At 68.2% G+C, this 15873-nt stretch carries 17 protein-coding genes; 9 read left to right on the top strand and 8 right to left on the bottom strand.

All coding sequences use genetic code 11. From position 1 onward, the window contains the following. Positions 1–41: 41 nt before the first annotated feature. Positions 42–2363 (bottom strand): ATP-dependent Clp protease ATP-binding subunit ClpA, encoded by a 2322-nt coding sequence (clpA, locus tag ACT3CF_RS13865; RefSeq protein ID WP_478423702.1) that lies wholly within the window; start codon positions 2361–2363, stop codon positions 42–44. 138 nt (positions 2364–2501) lie between these two features. Then, positions 2502–2699, bottom strand: coding sequence for a DUF1192 domain-containing protein (locus tag ACT3CF_RS13860; RefSeq protein ID WP_478423700.1), 198 nt, complete (start codon positions 2697–2699; stop codon positions 2502–2504). Positions 2700–2780: 81 nt separating this feature from the next. Here ACT3CF_RS13860 and ACT3CF_RS13855 point away from each other — a divergent pair, with 81 nt between their 5' ends. Then, positions 2781–3785, top strand: a complete 1005-nt coding sequence (locus ACT3CF_RS13855; protein ID WP_478423698.1) for an NAD(P)H-quinone oxidoreductase — start codon at positions 2781–2783, stop codon at positions 3783–3785. 36 nt (positions 3786–3821) lie between these two features. Here ACT3CF_RS13855 and ACT3CF_RS13850 read toward each other — a convergent pair whose 3' ends face one another. Together ACT3CF_RS13850 and ACT3CF_RS13845 are read right to left on the bottom strand one after the other, a co-directional pair. Then, positions 3822–4253, bottom strand: coding sequence for a hypothetical protein (locus ACT3CF_RS13850; protein WP_478423696.1), 432 nt, complete (start codon positions 4251–4253; stop codon positions 3822–3824). Positions 4254–4317: 64 nt separating this feature from the next. Then, the gene (locus ACT3CF_RS13845; RefSeq protein ID WP_478423694.1) at positions 4318–4761 is read right to left on the bottom strand and encodes a hemerythrin domain-containing protein; all 444 of its coding nucleotides are present in this window, start codon (positions 4759–4761) and stop codon (positions 4318–4320) included. Positions 4762–4966: 205 nt separating this feature from the next. Between ACT3CF_RS13845 and ACT3CF_RS13840 the strand changes: the two genes are divergently transcribed. The 5 genes from ACT3CF_RS13840 (at position 4967) to ACT3CF_RS13820 (ending at position 9411) form a co-directional block, all read left to right on the top strand. Further along, the gene (locus ACT3CF_RS13840; protein ID WP_478423692.1) at positions 4967–5842 is read left to right on the top strand and encodes a UDP-2,3-diacylglucosamine diphosphatase; all 876 of its coding nucleotides are present in this window, start codon (positions 4967–4969) and stop codon (positions 5840–5842) included. A 23-nt stretch (positions 5843–5865) separates the two neighbouring features. Further along, positions 5866–6888, top strand: a complete 1023-nt coding sequence (locus ACT3CF_RS13835) for a glycosyltransferase family 4 protein (RefSeq protein WP_478424127.1) — start codon at positions 5866–5868, stop codon at positions 6886–6888. Between the two features lie 140 nt (positions 6889–7028). Then, on the top strand, positions 7029–7685 hold the full coding sequence (locus ACT3CF_RS13830) for a DUF1013 domain-containing protein (protein ID WP_478424125.1): 657 nt from the start codon (positions 7029–7031) through the stop codon (positions 7683–7685). Between the two features lie 162 nt (positions 7686–7847). Then, on the top strand, positions 7848–8732 hold the full coding sequence (locus tag ACT3CF_RS13825) for a dienelactone hydrolase family protein (protein ID WP_478423691.1): 885 nt from the start codon (positions 7848–7850) through the stop codon (positions 8730–8732). Positions 8733–8790: 58 nt separating this feature from the next. Further along, positions 8791–9411: a glutathione S-transferase family protein gene (locus tag ACT3CF_RS13820; protein WP_478423689.1), complete on the top strand. Its 621-nt coding sequence runs from the start codon at positions 8791–8793 to the stop codon at positions 9409–9411. 29 nt (positions 9412–9440) lie between these two features. Here ACT3CF_RS13820 and ACT3CF_RS13815 read toward each other — a convergent pair whose 3' ends face one another. The 3 genes from ACT3CF_RS13815 to ACT3CF_RS13805 all read right to left on the bottom strand — a co-directional run bounded on the left by ACT3CF_RS13815 (position 9441) and on the right by ACT3CF_RS13805 (position 11800). Then, positions 9441–9617, bottom strand: coding sequence for a DUF1289 domain-containing protein (locus ACT3CF_RS13815; protein ID WP_478423687.1), 177 nt, complete (start codon positions 9615–9617; stop codon positions 9441–9443). A gap of 92 nt (positions 9618–9709) precedes the next feature. Further along, entirely contained in the window at positions 9710–11233 is a 1524-nt protein-coding gene (locus ACT3CF_RS13810) for a DEAD/DEAH box helicase (RefSeq protein WP_478423685.1), read from the bottom strand. 111 nt (positions 11234–11344) lie between these two features. Beyond that, positions 11345–11800, bottom strand: a complete 456-nt coding sequence (locus tag ACT3CF_RS13805; RefSeq protein ID WP_478423683.1) for a hypothetical protein — start codon at positions 11798–11800, stop codon at positions 11345–11347. 38 nt (positions 11801–11838) lie between these two features. On the opposite strand from ACT3CF_RS13805, the gene ACT3CF_RS13800 reads away from it, so the two are divergent. Genes ACT3CF_RS13800 through ACT3CF_RS13790 form a run of 3 tightly spaced genes read left to right on the top strand, consistent with a single transcriptional unit; the run spans position 11839 to position 14699 of the window. Then, positions 11839–13314 carry an FAD-binding oxidoreductase gene (locus ACT3CF_RS13800; RefSeq protein ID WP_478423682.1) on the top strand — a complete coding sequence of 492 codons (1476 nt, stop codon included), beginning with the start codon at positions 11839–11841 and terminating at the stop codon, positions 13312–13314. Between the two features lie 54 nt (positions 13315–13368). Further along, complete coding sequence (locus ACT3CF_RS13795; RefSeq protein WP_478423680.1) at positions 13369–14148, top strand: SapC family protein; 780 nt, start codon at positions 13369–13371, stop codon at positions 14146–14148. Between the two features lie 5 nt (positions 14149–14153). Continuing rightward, entirely contained in the window at positions 14154–14699 is a 546-nt protein-coding gene (locus tag ACT3CF_RS13790; protein ID WP_478423679.1) for a cytochrome b, read from the top strand. A 222-nt stretch (positions 14700–14921) separates the two neighbouring features. On the opposite strand, the gene ACT3CF_RS13785 is transcribed toward ACT3CF_RS13790, so the two are convergent. Further along, positions 14922–15788, bottom strand: a complete 867-nt coding sequence (locus ACT3CF_RS13785; protein WP_478424124.1) for an N-formylglutamate amidohydrolase — start codon at positions 15786–15788, stop codon at positions 14922–14924. Between the last annotated feature and the right edge of the window lie 85 nt (positions 15789–15873).

Genomic DNA, 15873 nt, shown 5'->3' with positions numbered 1-15873 from the left:
TTTGCTGTTACGCTGCCTCGCCATCAGGGCGGGGGAACGTCTTATCCGGCGTCGATCGCCTCGGCCTTGCTGCCGCGCTTGCGCGGCTTCTTGGGCGCGGCGGGGGTGATCTCGAACGCCAGCGCGTTGTCGCGCAGCTTCACGGTCACTTCGCCGCCATGGATGAGCTTGCCGAACAGCAGTTCCTCGGCGAGCGGCTGCTTGATCTTCTCCTGGATCAACCGGCCCATCGGACGGGCGCCATAGAGCTTGTCATAGCCGCGTTCGGTCAGCCAGTTCTTCGCCGCCTCGTCGAGCTTGATGTGCACGCCGCGGTCGGCGAGCTGCAGCTCGAGCTGGAGGATGAACTTGTCGACGACGCGCGCCACGACTTCCGGCGGCAGATAGCCGAACGGCACGATCGCATCGAGGCGGTTGCGGAATTCGGGGGTGAAGAGGTTCTTCACCGCTTCCTCCTGCACGTCCTCGCGGCTGATATTGCCGAAACCGACGCTTTCCTTCGCCATGTCCGACGCACCGGCATTGGTGGTCATGATGAGGATGGTGTTGCGGAAGTCGACGGTCTTGCCGTGGTGGTCGGTCAGCTTGCCGTTGTCCATCACCTGCAGCAGGATATTGAACAGGTCCGGATGCGCCTTCTCGATCTCGTCGAGCAGCAGCACCGAATGCGGGTTCTGGTCGACCGCGTCGGTGAGCAGGCCGCCCTGGTCATAGCCGACATAGCCCGGAGGGGCACCGATCAGCCGGCTGACCGAGTGGCGTTCCATGTACTCGGACATGTCGAAGCGCTGGAGCGGGATGCCGAGCAGTTCGGCCAACTGCTTCGCCACCTCGGTCTTGCCGACGCCGGTCGGACCCGAGAACAGATAGTTGCCGATCGGCTTGTCCGGATCGCGCAGGCCCGCACGGCTCAGCTTGATCGCCGAGCTGAGCACCTCGATCGCCTTGTCCTGGCCGAACACGACGCGCTTCAGATCCTGCTCGATATTCGCGAGCACGCGGGTGTCGTCCGACGAGACGGTCTTCGGCGGGATGCGCGCCATGGTCGCGATGACCTGCTCGATCTCCTTGGGCGTGATGACCTTCTTGCGCTTGGACGGCGCCACCAGCATCTGCATCGCGCCGACTTCGTCGATCACGTCGATCGCCTTGTCCGGCAGCTTGCGGTCGTTGATGTAGCGCGCCGACAGCTCGACCGCCGACTTGATCGCGTCGGGCGTGTACTTCACCGAATGGTGCTGCTCGAACGCCGAGCGCAGGCCGGCCAGGATCTTCACCGTATCCTCGACCGACGGCTCGTTGACGTCGATCTTCTGGAAGCGGCGGAGCAGCGCGCGGTCCTTTTCGAAGTGGTTGCGGAATTCCTTGTAGGTGGTCGAGCCGATGCAGCGGATCGTCCCGCCCGACAGCGCGGGCTTGAGCAGGTTCGACGCGTCCATCGCGCCGCCGCTGGTCGCGCCGGCCCCGATCACGGTGTGAATCTCGTCGATGAACAGGATCGCGTGCGGCATCTTCTCGAGTTCGGAAACGACCTGCTTCAGCCGTTCCTCGAAATCGCCGCGATAGCGCGTGCCGGCGAGCAGCGCGCCCATGTCGAGCGAATAGATCACCGCGTCCTTCAGCACCTCGGGCACGTCGCCCTCGATGATCTTGCGCGCGAGCCCTTCGGCGATCGCGGTCTTGCCGACGCCGGGATCGCCCACATAGAGCGGGTTGTTCTTGCTGCGCCGGCACAGGATCTGGACGGTACGGTCGACTTCGGACGACCGGCCGATCAGCGGATCGACCTTGCCGTTCTTCGCCTTCTCGTTGAGGTCGACGGTGAACTGCTTGAGCGCACTTTCGGCCTTGCCGTTCTTGGTCTCGGCCTTGGCCGACTTCTCCTCCTCGGCACCCTTGGGCGGCGCGGCCTCGGTCGGTGCGCTGTTCTTGCCGACGCCGTGGCTGATATAGCTGACCGCGTCGAGCCGGCTCATGTCCTGCTGCTGCAGGAAATAGACGGCATAGCTCTCGCGCTCGCTGAACAGCGCGACGAGCACGTTGGCGCCGGTCACCTCGTCGCGGCCCGAAGACTGGACGTGCAGGATCGCGCGCTGGACGACGCGCTGGAACCCGCTGGTGGGCGAGGGGTCGGTCGGCTGTTCGACCTTCAGCGCATCGAGCTCGGTGTCGAGATAGTGCGCGACGGTGGTCTTGAGTTCGCCCAGATCCACGCCGCAGGCGCTCATCACCTTCGAGGCGTGCTCGTCATCGATCAGCGCCAGCAGAAGGTGCTCGAGCGTCGCATACTCATGGCGGCGGGAGGAAGCGGCTTCCAGCGCCTTGTGCAGGGTCGATTCGAGGGCGGAGGCGAAACTAGGCATCAGGTTACTACTCCAGGAGGCCCGGCGAACAACCGGGCCCGTGATCCCCTATTTCGGGTGGGGCGTGCCCCGCATCAAGAACAGCGACCGAACATCGCGGAAAAGTCGCCCGAGGCGGCCGATCCGGTGCACGACCCCTCATCTCTTAAATAGAGCATCCGCGCTGGCGCGGTGACTGATCGCGCGATCAATTTTGCTTTTGGTGCGTGCAATTTCGAGTTCGAGCGCGGCGATGCGCGCGTTGAGCTCGTCGACCGAAAAGGGGTCGAGGTCCTGGCGGCCCAGTTCGGCCACGAGGTCGTTCTTGCGACGGGGAAGGGACTCGTCTGGTTCCATCTCGACAGAGAACGTTGACCCTGGCACCCCGGATGTCAATAAGGCCGCCGATCTGCCAACAGGGTGAAAGCGACGAGCCGAATGAGCCTTCCCGAAACCATGCTCGCCATCGATCCGGACGGAGCGGGCGGTCCGGAAGTGCTGGTGCCCGTCGCCCGCCCGGTGCCGTTGCCCGGTCGTGACGAGGTGCTGATCCGCGTCGCCGCCGCGGGGGTCAATCGCCCCGACGTGATGCAGCGCCGCGGCCTTTATCCGCCGCCGCCGGGCGCGCCGACCATCCTCGGCCTCGAAGTCGCGGGCACGATCGCCGCGGTGGGCGAGGGATTGCCCGAGGCGCTGGTCGGCCAGCGCGTCTGCGCGCTCGTCGCAGGCGGCGGCTATGCCGAATATGTCGTCGCGCATCACGGCACCTGCCTTCACGTTCCCGATTCGCTGACGCTCGTCGAGGCCGCGGCGATCCCCGAAACGCTGTTCACCGTGTGGACCAACGTGTTCGAACGCGGTTACGCGCAGGAGGGCGAGACGCTGCTCGTCCATGGCGGCACCAGCGGCATCGGCATGATGGCGATCGCGCTCGCCCGCGTGTTCGGGCTGACGATCATCGTTACGGCGGGTTCGCCCGAAAAATGCGCCGCGGCGCTGGCGGCGGGTGCCGATCACGCGATCGACTACAAGGCGCAGGATTTCGTCGCGGCGGTGCAGGAAATCACCGGCGGGCGCGGCGTCGACCTGGTGCTCGACATGGTCGGCGGTGACTATGTCGCGCGCAACCTGCGCTGCCTGGCCGATGACGGCCGGCACGTCTCGATCGCGGTCCAGCGCGGGGCCGAGGCGACGATTCCGATCTGGCACGTGATGCGCCGGCGGCTGACGCTCACCGGATCGACGCTGCGCGGGCGCGACACCGCGTTCAAGGCGCTGGTCGCCGACGAACTCGCGCGCGCCGTCTGGCCGCATGTCGAGGCGGGGCGGATCAAGCCGGTGATCGACACCGTGTTTCCGCTTGCCCGCGCGGCCGAGGCGCATGCGCGGATGGAAGCGGGCGAGCATGTCGGCAAGATCGTGCTCGAGGTCGCCGGGGGCTGATCGTCGCGGGTTGAGGCCGGTCGTGCGGGGGCGGCGTCAGCCGCGGCCCGCCGGTGCCGCCGGGGCAAAGCGCGCGGCGATCGGCAGGAACACCGTTTCCTCCCAGTGATGGCGTTCGCGCACGACCGCCTCCATGCGGCGCAGGTCGGCGCGATAGCCGATTGGGTCCTTGCGCAGCGAGGCGGCGGTCCAGCGCCGGTAATGGCCGCTGCTCGCCTGGCGCACCGACATCATGTCCTCGATGTAATGGCGCACGATCGCCTTGTGCTCGGGATCGTTGCTCGCGCGCATCGGTTCGAGGACGCGGTCGGCCTCGCGGGTGAGGTGGTCGTTGGTGAACTGCGCAAGCGCGTGCCGCTCGCTCAGCAGCTCGTCGAGCGGCAGCGGGTCGGTGGCGGCAAGCTGCGCCAGATGTTCGATACGGCGGATGATCTCGCGATGTTCGTCGTAGATGTAACGCAATGGCACGTCGGTCTCTCTCCCCTTCCCCTTATAGGACGGGGAAGGGGGCAAAGGGGCCGTTGGGGGGCGATCAGGCGGCGGGCGCCATCCCGCGGGCGGCGCGTGCGCGCTCGATCAGCGGAAAGATGACGCGTTCCTCCCACGCGATCCGCTTGACCACGATCGCGAGCTGTTCGTGCACGGCGGCGCGATAGCCGTCCCAGTCGGTCGGCACGCTTTCGGGCGTCCAGGTGCCGCGGTGCATCGCCAGCGACAGCCGCAGGTCGAGCAACTCGCTCGAATAGCGGCGTGCCATCGTGGTGACGATATGGTCCTCGCTGTGCCCGAGTTCGTGCTGGACCACCGTTTCCTCGCCCGCCAGATGCGCGTCGAGCGCGACGACGATGTCCCAGCGCGCGGCGCTCAACGCGTCGCGATCGGGCGGGTTCAGCGGGTCGATCATGGCCATCAGCCGGTTCGCCAGCGCAACGATCTGGCGGTGTTCGGCATGGAAATCGGCAATGGTCTTGTGCATCGCTATGCCCTCCCTTGCAGTGGGATTGATGACTTTAGCGCACGGGGAGAGGGCGCAAACTCAGGGGAACAGCGTTACGCAATCGTGGCAATCCCGAAGGGCGGCTGTCTGGTCGCCGTCCCGCAACCGTCATCGCGCGTGCGGCGAGTTGTAACAATAGATTGCCATAAGGCGCGCCAGCAACGGCGAATGCGGGCAGCGCTCCATGGTCAACATCACCCGGCTTCCTTTCGACGCAGCGGCGAATCCCGAGCTTCAGTTGCCGCCGCCTTCGATTCCCGAGCGCGTGATCGGCGGCCGCCGCCAATATCGCACGATCTGGATTTCGGACGTCCATCTCGGCACGCGCGGATGCAATGCCGACATGCTCATCGACTTCCTCGATCACGTCGATTCCGAAAAGATGTACCTGGTGGGCGACATCATCGACGGCTGGGCGATGCGGAAGCGCTTCTACTGGCCCGCCGCGCACAACGACATCGTCTGGCGGATCCTCAAGCGGGCGCGGCGCGGCACCGAGATCGTCTACATCCCCGGCAACCATGACGAGATGTTCCGCCAGTTCACCGGGCTCAACTTCGGCGGCGTCCATATCCGGCGGCAGGTGGTCCACACCACCGCCGACGGACGCCGGCTGCTGGTGCTCCACGGCGACGAGTTCGACGCGATCACCATGTCGCACCGCTGGCTCGCGCATCTGGGCGACGCCGCCTACGAAATGATGATGACGCTCAACCGGTGGGTCAACGCCGCGCGGCGGGCGTTCAACCTGCCTTACTGGTCGCTCAGCAAATATGCGAAGCAGAAGGTGAAGAACGCCGTCGCCTTTATTTCGCGCTTCGAGGAAATCGTGGCGCACGAAGCCGCGATGCGCGGCATCGACGGTGTCGTGGCGGGTCATATCCACAAGGCGGAAATGCGTGCGATCGGCGACGTTGCCTATTATAACGACGGCGACTGGGTCGAAGGCTGCACCGCGCTGGTGGAGCATTTCGACGGAACTATGGAGATCCTCCATTGGGCCGAAGAGATCGCGGCGCGCGAGGATGGCGCCGCAGGGGTCAGACTGGCGGCGGCGTGATCGAGCCTGAGGAGGGCGAGGACTTGCGGATCGCGATCGTCACCGACGCCTGGGAGCCCCAGGTCAACGGCGTCGTGCGCACGCTCCAGTCGGTGCGGCGCGTGCTCGAGGCACAGGGGCATTCGGTGCTGGTCGTCTCGCCCGATCGGTTCACGTCGCTGCCATGCCCGACCTATCCCGAAATCCGGCTGGCGATCACCACCACGGCCACGGTCGGCGGAATCCTCGACCGCTTCCGTCCCAATGCCATCCACCTGGCGACCGAGGGGCCGCTGTGCGTCGCCGCGCGGCGCTGGTGCCTGCGCCAGGGGCGGCCGTTCACCACCGCCTATCACACCCAGTTTCCCGACTATGTCTCGGCGCGGTCGGGCGTGCCCGCCGAATGGATCTGGCACTATATCCGCTGGTTCCACGCGCCTTCGCGCGCGATCCTCGCATCGACCGAATCGATCCGGCGTTCGCTCGTCGATCACGGGCTGCCGCAGGTGCGCCACTGGGGCCGCGGCGTCGACCTCGCGCATTTCCGCCCTGGGCTTGCGCCGCATCCGGCGATGGCGGGGCTGGCCGGGCCGGTCCAGCTCTATGTCGGGCGCGTCGCGGTCGAGAAGAATCTCGAGGCGTTCCTGCGCTGCTCGCATCCGGGGACCAAGGTTGTCGTCGGCGACGGCCCGGCGCGCGCCGCGCTCGAGGCGCGCTTTCCGGAGGCGCGCTTTCTCGGCCCGATGTTCGGTCCGGAACTGGCCTCGGCCTATGCCGCTGCCGACGTGTTCGTCTTTCCCAGCCGCACCGACACGTTCGGGCTGGTGATGATCGAGGCGCTTGCCTGCGGCGTGCCCGTCGCCGCCTATCCCGTCACCGGGCCGGTCGACGTGCTGCGCCCCGGCGTGGGGGTGATGGACGACGATCTCGACGTCGCGATCGCCGGCGCGCTCGGTTGCAATCGCGCCGCCTGTGCCGAATATGGCCGCAGCTTCACCTGGGAGGCGAGCGCCGCGCAGTTCCTGGGCGCGCTCGTCCCGCTCCACGATGCCGATGTCGCGGCCTGAACCGTGTCGCTGCATCGACCGCGCGTCAGCCTTGCCCTTGCCCTCTTTCGAAAGCCGCACTAAGTCTGCGGGCAGGAATGGCCGCCCGTGAAGGGCGGCCCTTGTTGTTTCTGGAGACTGAGATCGTGGCCCAGCCGTTGATGCCGCACGCGACCGCTTCCTGGCTGGTCGACAATACGTCGCTCTCGTTCGCCCAGATCGCCGACTTTTGCGGGCTGCATATCCTGGAGGTCCAGGCGATCGCCGACGATACTGCGGGAACCAAGCTCACCGGCCGGGATCCGGTGCGCGCCCACGAACTGACGATGGACGAGATCGAACGGGGCCAGAAGGACCCCGAATACCGCCTGAAGATCCAGAAGGGTCCGGAGCAGGTGCGACGCACCAAGGGGCCGCGCTATACGCCGGTGTCCAAGCGTCAGGACAAGCCCGACGGCATCGCCTGGATCCTGCGCCACCATCCGGAGATTTCGGACGGCGCGATCGGCAAGCTGATCGGCACCACGCGCACGACGATCGCCGCGATCCGCGACCGCAGCCATTGGAACATCGCCAACATCGTCCCCAAGGATCCGGTGACGCTGGGCCTGTGCTCGCAGCGCGAACTCGACGCGCTCGTCGCCAAGGCGGCGAAGGCGGCGGGGATCGAGGCGCCCACCGACGTCCGGCTCGAAGGCGATCGCGAGGCGCTGATCGAACAGCTTCGTGCCGAGCGCGAGGCCCAGGTGCGCGGCGTGCCGCTCGATGACGAGCCCGACGCGGCCTCGCTGTTCGCGGACCCGTTCCGCAAGGCCTGATCGCGCGCCCGCGCGCTTCGGGCGCGGGGTCGACGACGAAAAAGGGGGCTGCCGGCGACCGTGCCGGCGGCCCTTTTTCGATTCCGGCGCGGTGCGCGACATGGCATGATCGGCGCCGACGGCCCGCATGCAGCCGGGCCGCGGCAGGCAGGGGAGCCGGGCATGACCGATATCCGCGCACGCGCGATCGCGATCTATGATGCATTCACCCACGAACATCTCGACCGGCGGCGAATGTTGCGCGACATGATCGCGCTCGCCGGCTCGGCGGCAGCGGCCGAGGCGCTGATCGCGGGTATCGCCGCCTCGCCCGCGGCGGCCCAGCGCGTCGCACCCGACGATCGCGCGATCGTCGCCAGCCGCATCGAATTGCCGGTCGCGCGGTTTCCCGCGCTGCACGGCTATCGCGTCGTTCCCGCAACGCCGGGCGGCAAGCGGGGTGCCGTGATCGTCATCCATGAAAATCGCGGGCTCAACGGCCATATCGAGGATGTCGCGCGGCGCCTTGCGCTGGCGGGGTTCCTCGTCCTTGCGCCCGACCTGCTCTCGCCCTGGGGCGGCACGCCCGCCGACGAGGATCGCGCGCGCGACATGATCGCGCGGGCCGATCCGGCGACGGTGATGACGATGCTGCTCGCCGCGATGACGGCGGTGCGCGGCTGGTCCGGCGGCGACGGCCGTGTCGGCGCGATCGGCTTCTGCTGGGGCGGCGCCACGGTCAACCGCCTGGCGGTCGCGGCGGGCGAGCGGCTCGACGCCGGCGTGGTCTATTACGGCCCGGCACCCGACCCGGCCGAGGCGGGGCGCGTCCGCGCGCCGTTGCTGCTCCACTTCGCCGGGCAGGATGCGCGCGTCAACGCCACCGGTGCGCCCTGGGTCGCCGCGCTGCGTGCGGCGGGGCGGAGCGTCGAGGCGCACGACTATCCCGGCGTCGATCATGCCTTCAACAACGACACCGCCGCCGATCGCTACAATGCCGCCGCAGCCGACCTGGCCTGGGCGCGGTCGATCGCCTTTCTCCATCGCCATCTCGACCCGCGCGCTTGACGCGGTGCGATGAAAATGTTCCCTATATGTTCACGAAAACGGCCGAGGGAGATTCGCCGTGTCTGATGCCGTGATGCTTTATACCAACCCCATGTCGCGCGGGCGTATCGCGCGCTGGATGCTCGAAGAGGTCGGCTGCGCCTATGGCGAGACGATCATCGATTACGCGACGATGCACGACGCCGATTATTGCGCGGTCAATCCGATGGGAAAGGTGCCCGCGATCGTCCATGACGGGCGCGTCGTCACCGAATGTGCGGCGATCTGCGCCTATCTTGCCGAGGCGTTCCCGGAGGCCGGGCTCGCCCCGCGGCCTGACGAGCGCGCCGACTATTATCGCTGGCTGTTCTTTGCCGCTGGCCCGGTCGAACAGGCGGTGACCAACCATCACGCTCGCTTCGACCCCGACGAGCGTCAGGCGCGCATGTTCGGCTATGGCAGCTATGATCGCACGATTGAGGTGCTGGCTGCGGCGGTTTCGGCCCATCCCTTCATCGCGGGCGACCGTTTCACCGCGGCCGACGTCTATGTCGGGGCGCAGGTGGGGTGGGGGACGCGCTTCGGCACGATGCCGGCGCTCGATGCGTTCGTCGCCTATCGTGACCGGGTCGAGTCGCGCCCGGCCTTTCAGCGCGCCGCCGCGCGCGACGACGCCCTGATGCCCAGCGAGCCCGCCTGACCCGATCGCGCGCGTGCCGGGCGGGCGGCTCAGCCCGCGCGGGCGCGCGCTGCCCGGCGTGCGGGCAGCACCGCCAGCACCGCAGCGCGTTCGGCGGCGCTGGACGCGCCCCAGCGAACGATCTCGTCGATCGTTCGCGCGCATCCGCGGCACCAGCCGGTGCTGTCGTCGATGGTGCAGGTGCCGTCGCACGGCGAGGCCGGCATCGCGGGCGTCGCGCTGTCGGCCGCCGGAGGCATGGGCCCGGGGGTGCCGGTTGCGGGAGCTGCTGGCGTCGCCGGGGCAGCCCCCCGGCGCGTCACAGCGCGATCGTGTATTTGAGGAAGTCGGGCACCGGCCCGTTCCAGCCCTGCTCGCCGGTTTCGGCCGGTGCAGGGGCCGGCGCGGGCGCCCTGGCCGCCGCTGCCGGCTGCGCGGGGGCAGCAGTCGCCGGGCGCTCGGTATCGCCGCTGCGTTCGGGCTTGCGCGAACGGGCGGGCTTGGCCGCCCGCGGTTCGGGCGCCGCCGCTTCCGCCTCGGCCGGCGCTGCCGCTGCCTTGCGTCCGCGGGCGGGCTTCTCCGCGCGTTCCGCCTTTGCGGGCTTCTCGGTCTTGTCGGCCTTTTCCGCCTTTTCCGCCTTGGCGGCGGGCTTGGCCTTGCGGCCCTTGCCGCGCGCAGGCTTCGCCCCGGCGTCGGCCATTTCCTCGGCCGTGGGTGCAGCGCCGGACAGCGGGTTGGCGACGCGCTCGATCTTCTGCCCGGTCAGCTTCTCGATCTCGGACAGGTTCTCGGCATCGTCGGCGGTCACCAGCGTGTAGGCGATGCCCGTCGCGCCGCCGCGGCCGGTGCGGCCGATCCGGTGGACATAATCGTCGGGATGCCAGGGCGCGTCGAAATTATAGACGTGGCTCACGCCCTTGATGTCCAGCCCGCGCGCCGCGACGTCGGACGCGACCAGGATGTTGACGTCACCCGTCTTGAACCGCTCGAGCTCGGCAAGGCGCGCCGGCTGGTCCATGTCGCCATGGATTTCGGCCGAACGGAAGCCATAGCGCTTCAGGCTCTTGTTGAGCTCGCGCACCGTCGTCTTGCGGTTGCAGAAGATGATCGCGGTGCGCACATCGTCCTGCTCGAGCAGGGCGCGCAGCACCTCGCGCTTGCGGTCGGCACGGACCTCGACGATGCGCTGGGTGATGTTGATGTTGGTCGTCGCCGGGCGCGCGACCTCGATCGTCTTGGGATCGTTGAGGAACTTGTCGGCCAGCTTCTTGATCGGCGGCGGCATCGTCGCCGAGAACAGCAGCGTCTGGCGGTTCTTGGGCAGCTTGGTGCAGATTTCCTCGATATCGGGGATGAACCCCATGTCGAGCATCCGGTCGGCCTCGTCGATCACCAGCAGGCTGCACCCGGTCAGCAGGATCTTGCCGCGCTGGAACAGGTCCATCAGCCGGCCCGGCGTCGCGATCAGCACGTCGACGCCCTTTTCCAGCGCCTTGATCTGGTCGCCCATCTGCACGCCGCCGATCAGCAGCGCCATCGACAGCTTGTGATAGGTGCCGTACTGCTCGAAATTCTCGGCGACCTGCGCGGCCAGTTCGCGCGTCGGCTCCAGGATCAGCGATCGCGGCATCAACGCGCGGGTGCGCCCTTCGCCCAGCACGTCGATCATCGGCAGCACAAAGGCGGCGGTCTTGCCCGTCCCGGTCTGCGCCACGCCGATCAGGTCCTTGCCCATCAGCACGGACGGGATGGCCTGGCGCTGGATCGGCGTCGGCTCGGTATAGCCCAGATCGCCTACCGCGCGCAGAAGTTCGTCAGAAAGGCCGAGATCGGCAAAGCTCATGCGGTTTTCCGGATGTCGGGCGTGGAAGGTCACGCCGCAAAGCGCATTTGCGCTTGCGGATTTGCCTCAGGATGTCAAGTCAAGATGCGGTTTGGCCCCGATTCCGGGGGGTCAGCGCTTGATTTTCAGCGTTGCGAACGACTGGACGGCGCATTGCCGGCCTGAACGCGTCCGCAACGCGTCGCGGCGCGCGCAGAACCGGGAATCGGACGTCGCCTTGATATAGAAGCCGCTGTAAAAGCCCAGCGCCGGGCAGTCCGATGCCAGATGCGCGCGCAGCACGCCGCCGTCCTTCAGCAACAGGTCGACGCTGTCGTTGCGGTTCAGGGTAAAGCCCGCCAGCCGGTCCATCTTGACGCAATCCGATGCGCGCTTCTCGATCACCGTGGCCGCATTCTGTTCGGTGCGCACGACAAAGGTCGTCGTCGTCACGGTCATTCGCGGCACATGGATCGTGATCCGCTGCTGCTGCAGCCCTGCCACGGCCGATTCCCAGCTGACCGGCGCCGGCGAGGGCACCGCGATCAGCAGCAACAGGCTGGATCCGGCAAGGGAGGGGTTCACCATGTCAGTTCGTCTTCATAATCCCGTCGGTTGAACGATGGATGAACCGTTCGCCACGTGCTAGCCCGGCGGGCATGACTCCCGCGCAACGCCAGCTCGTCGAGACGATCCGCGACCGTTTCGGCCCGCGGTCGGTGGTGACCGATCCGGCCGAAATCGAACCCTGGCTGATCGACTGGCGCCGCCGCTTCCACGGCGACACGCCGGCCATGCTCGCCCCCGATTCGACCGAGGCGGTCGCCGCGATCGTGGGGCTCGCCGCCGGGTTGCGCGTGCCACTGGTGCCGCAGGGGGGCAATACCGGGATGGTCGGCGGTGCGGTCCCGCCGGGGGACGGGTCGGCGCTGCTGCTGTCGCTGCGCCGGCTCGACCGGCTGCGCCGGATCGACGCCGATCTCGCCGTCGCGGAGGCGGGGGTGGTGCTCCACACGCTGCATGCGGCGGCGCATGCGATCGGCCGCCGCTTCCCGCTCGATCTGGGCGCGCGGGGTTCGGCGACGATCGGCGGGCTCGTTTCGACCAATGCGGGCGGGGTGCAGGTGCTGCGCTTCGGCACGATGCGCAGCCTGGTCGCCGGGGTCGAGGCGGTGCTGCCCGACGGGTCGATCCATGACGGGCTCGCCGCGCTGCGCAAGGACAATCGCGGCTACAGCCTCGACCAGTTGCTGATCGGTGCCGAGGGGACGCTCGGCGTCGTCACTGCGGCGGCGCTGCGGCTCGTTCCCGCGGCGGTCGCGCGCGGCGTCGCGTGGGTGGGGGTGGACAGCCCGGCGCGCGCGCTCGCGCTGCTGCGCGCGCTCGAAACCCAGACGCCGACGATCGAGAGTTTCGAGATCCTGCCCGACATCGCGCTGCGCGATGTGCTCGCCCATATCCCTGGCACGCGCGCGCCGCTTGCCGGCGCCTGGCCGTGGCATGTGCTGATCGAATCGGTCGCGACCGATCCCGCCGCCGAGCCGCCTGCCGACCTGCTCGCGCGGCTGCTCGCGCCCGCGATCGCCGACGCCACGCTCGGCGACGGCGTCGTCGCGGTCAGCGAGGCGCAGGCCGAGGCGTTCTGGCGCATCCGCCATTCGGTGTCCGAGGCGGAGCGGGCTGCCGGCCCGGCGGTGCAGCACGACATCGCGGTGCCCGTTGCCGACATGCCGCGCTTCCTTGTCGATGCCGCCGCCGCGATCGAGGCGCGCTTTCCGGGCACGCGGGCGATCGCCTATGGCCATCTCGGCGACGGCAATGTCCATTTCCATGTCCGTGCGCCCGCCGGGGTGGCGCGCGATGCCTGGCTGGCGGGAGATGCGCGCGCGATCACGCGTGCCGTCCACGATCTCGTCGTCGCCGCGGCGGGAACGATCTCGGCCGAGCACGGCATCGGCCAGATGAAGCGCGACGAGCTGGCGCGCGTGTTGCCGCCCGCGCGGCTCGCCGCCATGCGTTCGATCAAGGCGGCGCTCGATCCTTATGCAATTCTCAATCCGGGAAAGCTGCTTGCGCTTGCGCCCGGGCGAGCGACACCATAGACCCGCGCCAGTTTTGTTCCTTCAGTTCCTTCAAGCCCTCCTCAGGAGATAGAAATGGCCACCGCGCCGCAGCAGTCGCTTCCGATTTTTTACAATCAGCTCGAACCGCTTTCGAGCCAGGTGCACGCAGAGTTCCGCGTGCGTTCGCGCGACAAGGCGCCGTTCCTGGTCGGCCAGCACGCGATCCCGATCACCGTCGAGGAGTTCCCGCTGGTTCAGCGCTTCATGCCGATCGTCTTCTCGGCGGGCGAGGATCCGGTGCCGCTCGCGCTCGCCGGTCTCAACGAGGGCGTGAACACCTTCTTCGACGACGAAGGCACGCTGCTCGAACAGAATTTCTACGTGCCGGCCTATGTCCGCCGTTATCCGTTCCTGCTCGCGCGCCTGCGCCCGGACAGCGACGAGCTGTCGCTCTGCTTCGATCCCACCTCGGATGCGGTCGGCGCGTTCGAAGAGGGCGACAAGCTGTTCGACGAGGGCCAGCCCAGCGAGATCACCAAGAACATCCTCCAGTTCAACGAGCAGTTCGAGCAGGCCGGCGCCCGCACCGGCATGTTCATGAAGGAACTGAAGGATCTCGGCCTGCTGATGGAGGGTGAGGTTTCGATCCAGCCCGACGGCGCCCCGCAGCCCTTCATCTATCGCGGCTTCCAGATGGTCGACGAGAACAAGCTCAACGAACTGCGCGGCGACCAGCTTCGCAAGATCGTCCAGAACGGCATGCTCCCGCTCATCTATGCCCATCTGTTCTCGCTGGCGCTGATGCGCGACATCTTCGCGCGCCAGGCGCGGGCCGGCAAGGGTCCGCAGCCCCAACTCGTAACGGAGGCCTGAATATCATGACGACGCGCAGCGATCGTTATTCGGAGGTGGCAATCGCCCTTCACTGGACGATCGCTGCGCTCATCATCTTCAACCTCGCCACCGGCATCCTGCACGACGGGCTGCCGAAGGACTGGGCGGTGATCCCGCTCCACAAGACGCTGGGCATCATCGTGCTCGCGCTCACGGTCGTCCGGATCGTCTGGCGGCTGGTCAACGCGCCGCCCGCCTGGCCGGCGACGATGTCGAAGCTCGAAATCGGCGTCGCGCGCGCGACGCACGCCGTCCTCTACCTGTTGATGGTGGCGGTGCCGTTTTCGGGCTGGATGATGTCGTCCAACCCCGAACGCCCGCGCCCGGTCAGCATGTTCGGCCTGTTCGACATGCCGCTGCTGCCCAGCACGCCCGCGCTGTCCGGCGGCGCGCACGAGGCGCACGAGGTCATCGGCTATGCCATGGCGGCGCTCGTCTTGCTCCACATCGCCGCCGCGCTGCGGCATCAGTGGATCCTGCGCGACCGGCTGATGCTGCGGATGATGCCCGCGCGCCGCGCACAGGGCTGAAAGCGCTTCCGGCCCCGGATCCGGACTTGTCCGGACCGGGGTTGAAGTCGCCGACGAGCCGCCTATATTTCGAATGTACGGCTTCGTGTTCCCCCCTTTCGCGAGGTCGTGCGGCACGCCTGCGGGCGTGTCTCCTCCCTGAACCTTGGCCACCTCGTGCCCCGTGCACGAGGTGGTTTTTTATGCGCGTTTCGCATGTGCGGCACGCTGCCGCAGCGGGGGCTATTCGGCCGCCAGCGGCATCGCCAGCGCCTCGTCGGCGACGGCGTCGATCATCGCGCGCAACAGCCGCGCGGTCGCGACCATGCCCGCGCCCGGCGCGTCGAGCGCGTCGTCCAGATACAGTCGGCGGTCGAATTCGATCTGGATCGCATGAATGCCGCGCGCCGGTGCGCCATGCCGCTCAAGCACATGCCCGCCCGAATAGGGGATGTTGACCGCAAAGCGGACGCGGTGCGCCAGCAGCACGCGCTCGATCGCCGCCGGAAAGGGCGGGGCGCTCGCCCGCGCGAACCGGTCGCCGATCACCACGCGCGCCGCGCCCTCGCCGGTGCCCAGCGGCGGCATCGAATGGATGTCGATCAGCACCGCCACGCCGAACCGCGCCTGCGCCGCCGCCAGCGCCTGGGCGACCGCCGCGTGATAGGGGCGGTGGTCGGTCGCGATCCGCGCCTCGACCGCGCCCGCCGGCAGCTTGCCGCGCCACAGTTCGCCCGCGCTCCCCGCGCGTCGCGGCACCAGCCCCAGCCCGCTGCGCACCTTGGCCGACAGCGGCGCCCCGCCGGCGCGCAGTCCGTCCTCCAGCTTGGGGTCGCGGTCGGCCTCGCCGCGATTCAGGTCGATCCATGCCCGCGCGCGCGTCGCCACCAGCATCGTCTCGCGTGCGCCCCCCGCCCGGTGCGCGGCCAGCGCCAGCGCATCGGCATGGCGGTCCTCCAGCACCTGCAGCGCCGCCATCGGCACGCGCGCCGCCGCCGCCAGCTCGGGCGGATAATCGCGTCCTGCATGCGGGACCGACAGCACGACGGGACTTTCGGGCTGGGCTGGCCCGTATCGGGCAAAGGCGGGCGTCGCGCTCACGTCCGCGATGCTAGGGCAGGGCGCGGGGCATGCCAAGCTGGGGCATTCCCCGCCGCCTTCCGGAAACCAACTGGCTGGAAAATCTTTAAGCCTT

This window comes from Sphingomonas chlorellae, from assembly GCF_056485145.1.
This window is presented reverse-complemented; position numbering and strand designations above follow the sequence as displayed.

Excerpts from the sequence above, each read along its gene's own strand:
- ACT3CF_RS13805 (WP_478423683.1), bottom strand. The coding sequence starts at position 11,800 with ATGGTGAACCCCTCCCTTGCCGGATCCAGCCTGTTGCTGCTGATCGCG.
- ACT3CF_RS13815 (WP_478423687.1), bottom strand. The coding sequence starts at position 9,617 with ATGCCGGCCTCGCCGTGCGACGGCACCTGCACCATCGACGACAGCACC.
- ACT3CF_RS13855 (WP_478423698.1), top strand. The coding sequence starts at position 2,781 with ATGAGCCTTCCCGAAACCATGCTCGCCATCGATCCGGACGGAGCGGGC.
- ACT3CF_RS13840 (WP_478423692.1), top strand. The coding sequence starts at position 4,967 with ATGGTCAACATCACCCGGCTTCCTTTCGACGCAGCGGCGAATCCCGAG.
- ACT3CF_RS13845 (WP_478423694.1), bottom strand. The coding sequence starts at position 4,761 with ATGCACAAGACCATTGCCGATTTCCATGCCGAACACCGCCAGATCGTT.
- ACT3CF_RS13810 (WP_478423685.1), bottom strand. The coding sequence starts at position 11,233 with ATGAGCTTTGCCGATCTCGGCCTTTCTGACGAACTTCTGCGCGCGGTA.
- ACT3CF_RS13830 (WP_478424125.1), top strand. The coding sequence starts at position 7,029 with ATGCCGCACGCGACCGCTTCCTGGCTGGTCGACAATACGTCGCTCTCG.
- ACT3CF_RS13825 (WP_478423691.1), top strand. The coding sequence starts at position 7,848 with ATGACCGATATCCGCGCACGCGCGATCGCGATCTATGATGCATTCACC.
- ACT3CF_RS13800 (WP_478423682.1), top strand. The coding sequence starts at position 11,839 with ATGAACCGTTCGCCACGTGCTAGCCCGGCGGGCATGACTCCCGCGCAA.
- clpA (WP_478423702.1), bottom strand. The coding sequence starts at position 2,363 with ATGCCTAGTTTCGCCTCCGCCCTCGAATCGACCCTGCACAAGGCGCTG.
- ACT3CF_RS13795 (WP_478423680.1), top strand. The coding sequence starts at position 13,369 with ATGGCCACCGCGCCGCAGCAGTCGCTTCCGATTTTTTACAATCAGCTC.
- ACT3CF_RS13860 (WP_478423700.1), bottom strand. The coding sequence starts at position 2,699 with ATGGAACCAGACGAGTCCCTTCCCCGTCGCAAGAACGACCTCGTGGCC.
- ACT3CF_RS13790 (WP_478423679.1), top strand. The coding sequence starts at position 14,154 with ATGACGACGCGCAGCGATCGTTATTCGGAGGTGGCAATCGCCCTTCAC.